The 12,841-nt window shown below is 57.0% G+C and carries 11 protein-coding genes and 1 pseudogene; 6 read left to right on the top strand and 6 right to left on the bottom strand.

From position 1 onward, the window contains the following. Positions 1-24: 24 nt before the first annotated feature. Positions 25-849 (bottom strand): annotated as a pseudogene (locus ACVDG4_RS00375) (adenylate/guanylate cyclase domain-containing protein); the annotation flags it as partial. Between the two features lie 470 nt (positions 850-1,319). Between ACVDG4_RS00375 and ACVDG4_RS00380 the strand changes: the two are divergent. The 4 genes from ACVDG4_RS00380 to ACVDG4_RS00395 all read left to right on the top strand — a co-directional run bounded on the left by ACVDG4_RS00380 (position 1,320) and on the right by ACVDG4_RS00395 (position 6,203). After that, entirely contained in the window at positions 1,320-3,710 is a 2,391-nt protein-coding gene (locus ACVDG4_RS00380; RefSeq protein WP_447233582.1) for a patatin-like protein, read from the top strand. Positions 3,711-3,834: 124 nt separating this feature from the next. After that, positions 3,835-4,218, top strand: coding sequence for a fluoride efflux transporter CrcB (gene crcB, locus ACVDG4_RS00385; protein ID WP_209178381.1), 384 nt, complete (start codon positions 3,835-3,837; stop codon positions 4,216-4,218). Positions 4,219-4,365: 147 nt separating this feature from the next. Then, positions 4,366-5,388, top strand: a complete 1,023-nt coding sequence (locus ACVDG4_RS00390) for an RluA family pseudouridine synthase (protein ID WP_133946876.1) — start codon at positions 4,366-4,368, stop codon at positions 5,386-5,388. Between the two features lie 29 nt (positions 5,389-5,417). Continuing rightward, positions 5,418-6,203, top strand: a complete 786-nt coding sequence (locus ACVDG4_RS00395) for an inositol monophosphatase family protein (RefSeq protein WP_447233583.1) — start codon at positions 5,418-5,420, stop codon at positions 6,201-6,203. Here ACVDG4_RS00395 and ACVDG4_RS00400 read toward each other — a convergent pair. Next, on the bottom strand, positions 6,200-6,370 hold the full coding sequence (locus ACVDG4_RS00400) for a hypothetical protein (protein WP_008192193.1): 171 nt from the start codon (positions 6,368-6,370) through the stop codon (positions 6,200-6,202). The two genes, ACVDG4_RS00395 and ACVDG4_RS00400, sit on opposite strands and share 4 nt — an antisense overlap. Before the next feature lie 73 nt (positions 6,371-6,443). Further along, on the bottom strand, positions 6,444-7,745 hold the full coding sequence (locus ACVDG4_RS00405; RefSeq protein WP_447233584.1) for a DUF2778 domain-containing protein: 1,302 nt from the start codon (positions 7,743-7,745) through the stop codon (positions 6,444-6,446). A gap of 397 nt (positions 7,746-8,142) precedes the next feature. Here ACVDG4_RS00405 and ACVDG4_RS00410 point away from each other — a divergent pair, with 397 nt between their 5' ends. Beyond that, positions 8,143-8,823 (top strand): HAD-IA family hydrolase, encoded by a 681-nt coding sequence (locus ACVDG4_RS00410; RefSeq protein ID WP_447233585.1) that lies wholly within the window; start codon positions 8,143-8,145, stop codon positions 8,821-8,823. Beyond that, a complete protein-coding gene (locus ACVDG4_RS00415) occupies positions 8,823-9,596 on the top strand; it encodes an ATP12 family chaperone protein (protein ID WP_447233586.1) in 774 nt (257 codons plus the stop codon). The genes ACVDG4_RS00410 and ACVDG4_RS00415 overlap by 1 nt, the downstream gene beginning before the upstream one ends. Positions 9,597-9,690: 94 nt before the next feature. On the opposite strand, the gene mgtE is transcribed toward ACVDG4_RS00415, so the two are convergent. The 3 genes from mgtE to ACVDG4_RS00430 all read right to left on the bottom strand — a co-directional run bounded on the left by mgtE (position 9,691) and on the right by ACVDG4_RS00430 (position 12,840). Beyond that, the gene (gene mgtE, locus ACVDG4_RS00420) at positions 9,691-11,118 is read right to left on the bottom strand and encodes a magnesium transporter (protein ID WP_447233587.1); all 1,428 of its coding nucleotides are present in this window, start codon (positions 11,116-11,118) and stop codon (positions 9,691-9,693) included. 86 nt (positions 11,119-11,204) lie between these two features. Beyond that, positions 11,205-11,936 (bottom strand): proteasome-type protease, encoded by a 732-nt coding sequence (locus ACVDG4_RS00425; protein WP_133946882.1) that lies wholly within the window; start codon positions 11,934-11,936, stop codon positions 11,205-11,207. Positions 11,937-12,021: 85 nt separating this feature from the next. Further along, positions 12,022-12,840, bottom strand: a complete 819-nt coding sequence (locus tag ACVDG4_RS00430; protein ID WP_447233588.1) for a transglutaminase family protein — start codon at positions 12,838-12,840, stop codon at positions 12,022-12,024. Position 12,841: the final 1 nt, after the last annotated feature.

A 12,841-nucleotide genomic window follows, 5' to 3' on the forward strand; every position in this document is an offset into this window, starting at 1 on the left:
TTAACGCCCGTTGATTTAGTAGATCTATTTGTCATCCGCCTCGTTGAGGCGTGCCAAGGCATTTTTCAACGAAGAGACAAGGCTTTCACGCTCTTTGCTGCCAATTTCCGACGGCAGCTCGAAAGCAAGATCCTCAAGCTGTTTGGACATGTCCATGAGCTTGTCCGCTGACTGAAAATCTTCCTGCATTTCTTCGCGCAGCACTTCAAAGGTCGTGATCGGATAGGCGATCCCCTTGACGGTGGCATCGCCGGTTTCCCGGCAGACGATGTGGTCTTTGACCTGTGAGTAGGTTTCAAAGGAAATCGTGATCGCCCCGGGTGCCGCCAAGCTCTCGAGGCGGGAAGCAATGTTTACACCCCGACCGATGATCGTATAGTCGAGACGGTCCTCGCTGCCGAAGTTGCCAACAGTGCAGTAGTCCGTGTGGATGCCCATCCGGCATTTCAGCGGTTTGGAAATGCCAGCCTTGCGCCAATCCGCCTGCAATTCGCTCATGCGGATTTGCATTTTAATCGCCATCCGAACACAGGCGAGGGCATCTTCGCGCACGCCTTTTGTTTCCGGGTCCCCGAAGAAGATCAGGATTGCATCGCCGACATATTTGTCGATGGTTGCACCGTGTTTGAGCGCGATGTTCGACATCTCTGTCAGATAGTGATTGAGAAGAGCTGTAAGTTCTTCCGATTCCAGCCGGTCTGCGGTCTCGGTGAACTCGGCGATATCGGAGAAGAAAACGGTGAGCTTCTTACGTGTCGAAGCAATTTTGACTTCCTGCCGCCCTTCGAAAATCGACTTGTAGACTTGCGGAGAGAGATATTTCGAAAGTTTGCCGGAGAGCACTTCGAGCTTGGCGGTCTGGCCAGCAAGCTGGTCCTCGATTGCCTCACTGTGCTCAATCGTTGCTTCATAAAGCAGGGTCAGATCGTCCAGCTCTGCCCGAAGGGCAGCATTGTCCTTGCGGAGCTTTTGCAATTCCGAACCGGATTTCGACCGCGTCTTCTTGGGCGCTTTGGCGCGGTCCTCCGATTTGATGCTTTTCGTATCTTCCATAAACGCTTGATCCACACCGGCGGTTCGCCGCGATTGAATGGCTGCTGGCGCCAATGGCCTTGCCTGTCAGCAATCTAAAACGCTGCAGATTAATTTGCACGAGTTTCTAAGGGGAAAGCGGTACGCCAGCTTCGAAAAACCATCTGTGAACAGGTTTGAATAAGAAACGCCTGATAGATTCTTTCGAGGGGCGGGGCGAATGCCAACATGAATGATACGGGCGCCGTTCTGCGGTAGCATTTGGATAGAAGGACCGAATCAATCCCATGAAGGAAGTCGAGCTCAGACTTGCGCTTGTTTTATATGGCGGGGTGTCCCTTGCCATCTACATGCATGGTGTGAGCCGTGAAATTCTGAATTTGGTGCGGGCGTCGTCTTATCGCGCAGACCGGAAAAGCAAAAACGGCGAAAAGCCGTACAGTGCGCAGCATATGGCGCCGTCCCAGGCTGCCTATGAAGACCTACTCAATCTCTTGTCGCCTAAGGCAGATATTCGTGTTGTCGTCGACGCGATTGCCGGGGCGTCTGCGGGTGGGGTCAACGGGATCATGCTCGGGCGCGCAATCGCCCACGACCTGCCGCTGGACAGTCACAGTGAGATGTGGCTGAAAAATGCGGATGTGACCCGCCTTGCCCGGCCCCAGAACGGCTTGTCCCGATACTTCAAGATGTCGGTATCACCGATGCTGGACCGGTTGGTGTCTGCGCGGCTTTCCCGGCGGGTTGAAGATCCTGAAACACGTGACAAGCTGCGCCAGTTTATGCAGTCACGATGGTTTTCCCCGCCGTTTTCTGGAGAACGGTTCATCGGATGGATGCTCGATGCAAGCCAGAAGATGGAGATCAAACGGCCAGAGGAACGAACTGTGATTCCGAGGGGGCAAACCCTCGATCTCTTTGTGACGATCACCGATTACAACGGTATCAAACGACGCATTTTGCTGGATGATCCGGACTATGTGGAGGAGTGGGATCACCGGCGCATTCTGCATTTCCATGCCTCGCATCGGTCGAACCATTTCATTGACAGCCAATTCGACGAAAAAAGCATTCCGGAATTGGTGTTCGCGGCTCGTGCCACATCGTCGTTTCCCGGTGCCTTTCCCCCGGCAACGATTGCTGAGATGGATCGTGTTCTCACCCGCCGCAAGGAACGCTGGGCCAATCGCGACCGGTTCTTGTCCCGGGCACTTCATCTCGATGATGACACGACCTCGCGTCACTGTTTTGTGGACGGCAGTGTGGTGATGAACAAGCCTTTCGCGCCAGTGATCGATGTCATCAAGGACCGCCCTGCGGCAAGGGAGGTGTCGCGGCGGTTATTGTATGTCGATCCAACCCCGCTTGAATACGCGGCCGAGGAGAGGGGTGTCACTGAACTGCCCGGCTTTTTCCGGGTTATTTTGGCGTCGCTAGCCCACATCCCGCGTAATGAGCCGATCGGGGATGATCTGAAGGAATTGGAGCAAAACAATCGACGCAGTCGGTGGCTGGCGAAATTGATCGACACCGCCAACCCGATCGTGGAACAGGCCGTGTCCGGGATTTTGCCAAGCTGGCGGGCCATCACGCCCGATGTCGTGTCGCGTTGCCGGAAACAGGCGACGGTCAAGGCTTTTGAACAGGCCGGATTTGCTTTCCTGAACTATCAGTCCTTGAAACTGCATGCACTGGCAGAACGGCTTGCCACCTTGGTGACAGCCTTCGATACAAACCAGGACGGGACTCGCCAGGAAGAGCGGCTGCTCAACCAATTCTACAATCACTTCCTGAGCTTGCCATCTGATCGTCCGGATGAGCTTGGCAGAAGCGACCCGGCGGTGATTGCACTTCTGAAAGGGCTGGACGTCGACTATCGGATCCGCCGCCTGCGGTTTGTTATTCGCAAGCTGAATGAGTTCTACAACTACGATCGCTCGTCCAAACTGCCACCGCCAGACACCGCCGCCCTGGACCGGCTGAAGGGCCTTCTTTACGAGCAGGTTGATCATTTGTCGTGGCGTTGGCAGGAGCGGTTCTACGGAGGGCAATTTGTGCAGTCGGCCCACGAGCTCTGTGCGCAAGATCCCGCTTCCACGTCTTGTGCTCAATCGCTAGAACAAATGATAGACCAGCTGAGCGTTATGATGGGGCTGGCTGATCTGGATCGGTTGCAGGACGAACTCTTTGCCGAGGCAGCAGGAGGGGCGCTGGACAAGGACCGGCATCGGGCACTTCTCCAAGCCTATATCGGCTTCGGCTTTTATGACCTGATCACATTCCCGGTCCTGCAGCGGAACGACTTTTCGGAAGTCACGGAGATCCTTGTCGACCGGATCAGTCCGAAGGATGCCGAAAGCCTCTACACCGACGGGTTTGAGCTCAAGGGAAAACAGCTCAACATGTTTGGAGCATTCTTCAACAGGTCCTGGCGCGAGCATGACTATCTATGGGGCAGGCTCAACGCTGCCGACCGGCTGGTCAGCGTCATTCTCTCAGCTGTCGGCGAAACCACGTTGCCTCAGCATCAGGTGAACCAGGCGCGCGCGCGGGTTTTTCTGGCCATTCTGGACGAAGAACGGGAAAAATTGGCGAACATTCCCGACGAACTCGACCGCGTGGATGCATTGGTCCGGTCTATCTACCCTGACTTTGCCCATGTCGCGGAGAATGTGTGACGCAACTCCCGCCGCCTGTGAGCTGCAACGGCCTTTTGGTGTGCAAGAAACCAGACGTCATGGTTGATTTACGGGGCCGGTCCGGCAAAGACTGAGAGCAGATAACGGAATAGGGCGGATTGGTTTGTATCACCTTCTACTGGTTATGATCGGTGGCGGTATTGGCGCTGGCGGACGGCACCTCGTGTCGATGGCAACCCTCCGGTTGTTTGGCCCCGGATTTCCGGTCGGTACCTTGGCGGTGAATGTGATTGGTTCGCTGGCCATGGGGCTTTTTGTTGGCTGGTTGGTCAAGCATGAGGCCGCACACCTGCAACCACTGCGATATTTCCTTGCAACGGGTCTTCTCGGCGGCTTTACGACCTTTTCCGCTTTTTCTCTCGATACGTCGGTCTTGTGGGAGCGGGGCGACACAATGCTGGCCTTGATCTATGTGGTTGGCTCGGTCGTGCTGTCCATTCTGGCGGTGTTCGCCGGTCTTGCAGTCATGCGCATTGGCGGATCTTGAGGTCATCGGGCTGCCTGCCTGCACGTTTTCCTTTCCTTTCGGCCCAAATCCGCCTATACGCGGCGGAATGTTTGTTTTGCCTTTGCGACGCTGCGAAGGCCCAGATCGAGCGCAGCACATTCAAGCTGCAGCTGAACGAGTCCAAAAATGTCCGCGATTGAACAGAAAAAAGTGACCGCTGATGAGGCGGGCATGCGCCTCGACCGTTGGTTCAAGGCCCATTATCCCGGATTGGGTTTTGGCCGCTTGCAAAAACTGCTGCGGACCGGACAGGTGCGGGTGGATGGCAAGCGCGCGGAAAGCAACACGCGCATCGCCAAAGGGCAGATTATCCGTATTCCACCGCTCGGTGTTGAATTGCCGGCGGATGACAAAAAAAACGCCCGGCCGAAATCGACCAAGCTGATTGCCGACGACAAAAAGGCTATCGAGGACATGCTGCTCTATGAGGACAACCAGGTCATGGTCCTAAACAAGCCGGCTGGTCTTGCGGTTCAGGGTGGTTCGGGTTTGAAGCGCCACCTGGATGGCATGTTGGATGCGTTCACCGATCAGAAGGGCAACAAGCCGCGCTTGGTCCACCGGCTTGACCGGGAAACCTCCGGGATCATTCTTGTTGCGCGGACCCGTCAGGCGGCGCAGGAACTGACCAAGGCGTTCCGCCATCGCAATACGCGCAAGGTGTATTGGACAATCCTTGCCGGTGTTCCGAAACCGCACCAGGGACGGATTTCAACCTTCCTCGCTCGCGATGAAGAAGAAGAGCGGATGCAGGTGGTCCGCCAAGGCGGCGCGGATGATGCACAACACGCAGTCTCGCTCTACTCTGTCTTCGAAAAATCCGGCCAGAAGCTCTCATGGGTCACGATGAAGCCGATTACGGGCCGGACACACCAACTGCGCGCGCATGCAGCTCATATCGGTCACCCGATCATCGGGGATGATAAATACTTCAACATCGAAAACTGGGAACTGCCGGGCGGTATCCAGAACCGTTTGCATCTCTTGGCGCGGCGGATCGTCATTCCGCACCCCTCCGGCCACGGAAAAATTGATGTGTCCGCACCGCTCCCGCCGCACATGCAGCAGACCTGGAACCTCTTGGGCTTTGATGCGACCGACTATGATCCGGAAATAGATGATCCGGATGAGAACGTCATCAAGCGCTAAGGACGTTTCTTTCATGCCAGAGTTTGGACATGGTTGATCACCTGGCCGAGTTTGGCCGGACCGCTCATGACCTAGCTGATGCCGCAGGTGAAATCGTGCGGACAGCCTGGTTCAGTGAGGGCGCGGTTTCGTACAAGGCCGACCGTTCTGCCTTGACTGAAGCGGATACAGCCGTTGAACACCGGCTTCGTGATCTGATCGCACACCGTCATCCGGACCATGGCATCCTCGGCGAAGAGTTTGGTGCAGAAGATCTCGACAAGGAGTTTGTCTGGGTCTTGGACCCGATTGACGGAACACGGCAGTTCGGTGCCCGGCTGCTCAACTTCGGCGTCCTGATTGCGCTCTGCCACCACGGGAAACCTGTCATAGGCGTCATCGATCAACCGATGGGACATATCCGGTATTGTGGGATCAAGGGCGGTGGAGCGACCTTGAACGGCCGGTGCATCACCAGCCGCAAAGACGCGGACTTGGATCACGCGGTCCTGTCGCTGGCCAATCCGAATTCGTTTTGCGGTGAGAGCCGGAGTGGCTTTGAAGCTTTGAACAGCAAAGGCGCCATGACGGGGTTTGATGGCGGGTGCCTGGCCTACGGTGCCTTGGCGCGGGGTATGGTGGACGTGTGCCTGAACGGTCCGGACCTTGATCCGTTCGATATTTGTGCGCTGGTCCCTATCGTTGAAGAAGCGGGGGGATGCATCACGGATTGGAGTGGCGCTCCGTTATCGCTGTCGTCACGAGGTGCAATTGTTGCCTCAGGCTCAAAGCAGCTTCATGAAACGGTATTGGATCTCCTTCCAGGGCGGACTTAAAGTCCCTGAAACAGTGCGGTCAGAATAACGGATCCGATGGTGACGGCGACCACGCCGGCTGCCAGTTTCCAGGCATCAGACCGCTTCTTAAGGCCAGGCCAGCCGAGCGGCTTGATCACCTGGATTGCAGCCACCAGGATCAAGAATAGCGCGATTATTTTGGTCAAGGATGGCTCCGGGCAGGCTTCGTTTGGAGATGCCTAAAACCCATACCCAATCAACTGACAGACCACAAGTACGCTATCTGGAGGCGTATTTCCGTTCGTTGTAGAGCGCCATGTATTTCGGCAGTTTGCTCATGTCAGGCACGACGATCATCGTTTTGACCTTGCCCTGTTTGAAGGCTCTCAGGAACTTGTCGTAGTGGGTGAACGCAACACAGCCATGCGAGCCCTTGCTCCGCCGAAGAAGCGGAGAGTGCGCCAACATACCGTCGCGGCCGCGCATGGCGGCAACGTCGTAGGGCAGCATCCGGATCGCTTCGACCCCATGGAAACGTCGCTCGCGCATCCGCAGCTTGTAAACGTTCGGCGGCGTTGGGCCGAGGTTTTTTACATAAGCGTATTTGGGTTTGTTCATCCGGTGTCCGATGCCGGAATTTGCCTTCAGCTTGCTGCCATCCGGCATGTGAACGACAGCTGCGCTGATGTCATACACCGCGATTTTACTGCTGCGGCCCGGCAAGCCGCCGCCTTTGCCGTTAAACAGTTTTCCGAGGCCACTAAACGGTGAATCTTCCGCGCCCGGTTCTTGCGGCTTGGCGTATGCCAAGACAGGCGCCTGAGTGGTCTGGCGCGTGTTTGGTGCAGAGGAGGGCTTCGAAATTGCGCCGGGTTTGGTTCGAACCAACGGTTTCGGGCGCATGGCAGGGACAGGCAGCACATTTGATGGCGACAGGCTTGCCACCTGAACAGTCGCAGTTTCCGCGTCGATCATCGGCAAGGCATCGACCGTTGACGGATCTGCCGTGATATCGGCCGGTTCTGCAAGGCCCGCAACGACCGTTTCCGGTTCAGCTGTGTCGGCAGCCAGTCCTGCTGGCGCGGTTGCTTCAGCCGTCAGAGTGTTGCTGCCAGCTGGGGCGGATGGACCATAAACGTCCTCGTTTTTGGCAGGTCTGCTCGCCAAAAGCGCATATCGGAGATTTAGGGACGCAAGGCGTTGTGCGAGGGCCACCTTGGCGACGTTCTTTTGGTCCTGTGTTGGCAGAAGCTGTGCCGTAGCTGGGGTAATCCTTGCCTTGTCCACGGTGTCTAAAGAAGCGCGATCGTTTGCAAGGAAGTCCGGTAACTGGATCGACGTTGCGATACGAACCGTGTGGTTTGCATCTTCGGCCTTGGCAACCTGTACCGTAGCCTTGATTGGAGTGAGCGCGACTGCCTTATGCTCAGCTGTGCCTTGCAGGGCAGGCAGTGCCGCCTTGATGGCGAGAGCACCGGCGAGGACTGTAACCGCACCGATTGTCAAAAGATGGCCGCCGAAGCTGCTTTGCTTGGATACCGGAGTGTGCGCCTTGGGCGTGGACTGGTGTGTCTTTGGCATAAAGCACGTATTTCCCTGAGGCCGCGGACCGAATCACACGGCGATGTTTACTGATACTCGCCCGTCAAGCTTGCCTGAGGCGTTTATATAAACTTTTAACCATACGGCGATTTTTTGCCGTCTCGGCCGGGGCGCGGCGCACTCGAAACTCAGACCACCTTGACTGAGGTGTCCGGGAAGTGCCCGGTCGTTTTCCGCGATATCCAAAATTGCTCGCCCGGGAGGGGCGGTTCTGTGGAGGAACCCGGCAATTTCTGCAGGGACGGGAAAAATGCTCTATCCGGCAGCGCGCCATTTGACTGCAAATGCGGGCCAAAATATGTCCCAGACCGCTTGACCCTGGCTGGAAAACCCGGCACATGCGGCCAATTGGTGAGCCCAACGGACATGGATCCTAATGTACCTGATCATATTTGATGTCGATGGCACGCTTCTCGATAGCCAGAACACCATCGTGCATGGCTTCGAAACAGCGTTTTCCGCTGTCGGGCTCCCAGCTCCCGATCGAAAGACCATCCTGTCAATTGTGGGGCGGTCGCTGGAAGAGGCGTTTCAGGATCTTGTCGGTCCGAACCACACGCATCTTGTCGCGCAAATGGCGGACGCTTACCGTAAGGAAAAAATCGCGCGGCGGACGTCCGGGCTGGACCTTGATCCCTTGTATCCGGGAGCCCGCGAGGCGATCGATTGGCTGCATGCACGGCCTGATGTTTTGCTTGGTATCGCAACGGGCAAGGCGATGCGCGGGGTTCGGTACATGCTGGATGTTCATGATCTGCATCGACGCTTCATCACCATCCAGACCGCGGACACATCCCCGTCAAAGCCACATCCGGACATGATCGAACGGGCTTTGCGGGAAACAGGTGCAGAAGCCATAAAGACGGTCATGATCGGCGATACCGGGTTTGATATGGCCATGGCGCGGTCTGCCGGGGTCCATGCGATCGGTGTGACCTGGGGCTACCATGATCACAGCCAGTTGGTAAGTGAGGGCGCGGAGCGGGTCGTCGACACTTTCGATGAGCTCGCTGTAGCAATAAATGAAATCTTAAAAATCACAGAGGAATCAGTGTGATGCGTGATTACCTTGAAGCATTGCATGAAGATGCGGCGAAGGATCCGGAGCAACGGGCCCGGGAACTGTCTCGCCGCGAGCTGCCAAAGAGATTCTACAAGAGCGCCGAACACGTTGAAACAGAAAATGGTTTTGCCATTCATCTGGATGGGCGCCCGGTGAAGACACCGGCCAAGTCGACACTTTTGCTGCCGACCGAAGTCTTGGGCGATGCTGTTGCCGCGGAGTGGGAGGCTCAGGAGAAGGAAATCAATCCGGCCCGAATGCCGCTGACCCGGATTGCCAACTCGGCCCAAGATGCAGTCGCCAAGCGATTTGGCGAAGTCGCGGATGACATCACCGGGTTTGCCGGAAATGATGCGCTTTGCTATCGGGCCGACGATCCGGAGAGTCTCTGCGACACTCAGCGCCGTGTGTGGGACCCGGTGGTTGAATGGGCCGGCGATCAACTTGGCGGACGATTCGTGCTCATCGAAGGCATCATGCACACGCCGCAGGACCCAGCGCTGTTGACCGCGTTCCGCACCAGGATCGGCGAAGACAGCCCTTTGCGGCTTGCCGGGCTTCATACCGTCACCACGTTGACCGGGTCGGCGCTCCTTGCGCTCGCGTTACGCGAGGGTTTCCTGGACGCGGACAATGTCTGGACTGCCGCCCATGTTGAAGAAGACTTCAACATCGAGCGTTGGGGCGAGGATGCGGAAGCTAAACAGATCCGCGCATACAAGCGCTCAGAGTTCGATGCGGCCGCTCTTGTTCTGGCAAACGCGTAAGGCTCGATAGCCCTGATGGCCTCGGTCTCAGTGGTTACTAGGCCCTGCCTTCACAGGGGCGGCCTAAGGATGAGATACTTGGTCGATCTGGACATCAGCCCAGATAGAACGTTGTTGCCATCAGGAAGAAGATCAGAACGCCCAAGACGTCATTGGACGAGGTGATGAAGACACCGATGGCCATTGCCGGATCGATGCCGATCTTGTCGAGGACAATGGGAATGGTGGCGCCGACCATGGCGGCGATCGTGGTGACGCACAACAAAGAGAGTGATGTCGCCAATGCCAGATCAAGCGGCGCTTCAAGCGGCACGACGAAAGAGGCAAGCATAACCAGCGTCCCAAGGATAAGGCCTGCCACAGTGCCGTTCAAAAGGGCTGCCAGAAATTCCTTGAGCAGCCGGAACACAATGTCACCGGACCAAAGGGCGCCGGTGGCGATCCCCTGAACGGCAACCGCGGAGGCTTGAAGCCCAGCATTGCCCGCCATGGACATGGTCACGGGAATGAAAGCCGCCAGGATCGCAGCTTCGGCCAGCTGGTCTTCGTAGGAACCAACAACAGTTGCCGCAACACTTGCGCCGATTAATCCGGCAAGCAGCCAGGGCAGGCGGCCCCGGACGATCCGGAAAACCGTATCGTCGGAACGGGATTCGGCAGACACACCGCTCATCAAGAGCATGTCTTCATTTGCCTCGTCGGATGCGATCCGGGTCAGCTGCTTTGGCGTGATCCGCCCCACCAAATGGCCGTCTGCACCAACAACCGGGACGGTTCGCATGTCCCGTTTTCGGGCGAGGCGCAGAACCTCTTCCTGATCCATGTCCGCGGACACTGAAATGACATCGCGGTTCATGATGCTGGACAACGGCGCGTCTGCTGGGGCCAGCAAGAGTTTGCCGACTTCGACCGTCCCGGTCAGTCGGCCGTCTTTATCGGTGACATAAACGGTGAAAACCTTGCGGATCCGGTCGGCCTCCGCGCGCATCTGTTCGACGGCCTCTCCGGCCGTGCATACCTCGGGCAGCGCCACAAACTTGCGGGCCATAACCCGCCCGGCCGTGTCATCGGCATAAGAGGCACGCGTCGCAATATCTTCCACATCGGGCAGGCGCGTGATCAACTCATCGGCGGCATCTTCGGGAAACTCGTTGAGGATCTCGATTGCGTCTTCCGGGTCGAGGCCAGCCAGGATGTCCCGGAACTGATCGAGGGTGGACTCCTCCATCAAAATGGACCGGAATTCCGGACTAAGCTCCGCAACAACCTTGATCGACGGATTGGCCGGGAGCCATTTGAACAGCTTTCGGGCGTGTTTCAGACGGAGCCGTGTCAGCATCTGCATGACGTCGGTCGGATCCCACAGCTTCAATAGATCCAGGAGTTCTTGCCGTTTTCCGGCCTTGATCATGTCGCGCACGGCGCTGAGCGTTGCGTCGTTCTCGTCAAGGTGTTCCTGGGCTGGTTCGCGGGTCCAGACAAAGTCTGGAAGTGCGGACGCCATTGTGTCGGCTTTGCTCATTCAGGCAGGACTCCGGTTGTCTCCGCACGCTTTTAGAAGCTCAATGTGACGGAACCCTAACAAAGGCAGGCAGTGCCGGAAATCGGTTAGACGTCGAACTCTTCCAGATCGGCAAAACCTTCGCGAAGTTTCTCTGACCAACCGTGGGAAAGCTTCTGGAAATACGGGTTGTCCTGCTCGATGCGAATTTGCCGGTCGGTGTTGAAGCTGTCTGTGTTGTAGAGCAGCATGTCGATCGGCATGCCGACGGACAAGTTCGAGCGCAAAGTGGAATCAAAAGACAGGAGGATCATCTTGGCAGCCTCGCCAAGACGCATGTTCTTTCGTGTGACACGATCGAGGATCGGTTTGCCGTATTTGTGCTCGCCGATCTGAAGGAACGGCGTGTCATCGGCGACTTCGATGAAATTGCCCGCCGCATAGACCTGGAATAGGCGCGGTTCTTCGCCCTTGATTTGGCCACCGAGAATAAAGCTGACATAGAAGTTGTCGGCATTTGCGGCCAAGGCTTCGCCGTCGATTGCCTTTACCTCGCGAATGGCGCTACCGACCAGACGCGCGACCTGGAACATGGTCTTTGCGGTCATCACGGTGGTGCGTTCATCGCTTGAGTTGTCGGCGTGCTCGCTTAACAGGGACACGACCGCTTGTGTGACGGCCAGGTTGCCGGACGACAGCAAGGTGATGACCCGCTCGCCGGTGTTTTCCCAGACATGCAGCTTTTTGAAAGACGCAATGTTGTCGATGCCGGCGTTGGTGCGCGTATCGGCAGCCAACACAAGGCCACGGTCCAGTTTAATTCCAACGCAATAGGTCATACGGCTCTTCCCGATCCCGCGAATTTTGGCCGACGCCGTTTAGTCCCAGTTCCCGGCGTTGGCAAGCGGATTCAAAAAGACCCGATTATTGTTGCTGCTGAAGCGCAGCTTGCGCCACATCCACCTCGACATGCAGGTTTTCTTCCTGCCCGCCAAAACGGATCCCCCGGATAGGAGCAGCGGAACGCGAGTCGAGGCCTGTGGTCAAGCGGATATAACGCTCTGTCGGGCAAATAGCGTTGGATACATCGAAACCAACCCATCCAAGCCCCTCGATCCGGACTTCCGCCCACGCATGGTGCGCTTCAGAGGCCTGTTCGTCTTCCAGCAGCAAATACCCCGACACATAGCGTGCCGGTGTCCCGATTGAGCGGGCTGCGGCGATGAAAATATGGGCATGGTCCTGGCAAACACCTTCACCGGCCGCAAGTGCGGTCGTCGCACTGGCGTGGGTCTCTGTCACGCCTACTTTGTAGTCGACCTTATCGCGGATGGCGTGCATGAGCTCGTGAAACCCGGAGATCGGATCCGGGACTTCTGCGAGGGACGCCAGTTTGCGGATTGCCTGGTTCGAATGGGTGAGGGGCGTGACGCGGGTGTAGATCCGTGCCGGTGCGCTTGCGCCCTTTTCTTTGCCGATCACGCCATTGGTTTCCGTCGTTTCCACAGTGCCGGTGGCGGTGATTTCAACGTCTTCTACAGGCCCCGCGCGCGAGACCATATGCACGATGTTGTCAAACGCATCGGAATAGGTTGTTGCGCGCTCAATGCCGGGCGCTTCGATATTCCAGTCAATGATACGTTGCGCAGGATTGTCGACTGGCGTGAGCCGAAGCTGCTGCATGGCGTTGGCAAGCGGCTGATCGTATTTGTAGCGAGTTGTATGTCGGACGAATAATCGCATC

Source organism: Roseibium sp. MB-4 (assembly GCF_053005265.1).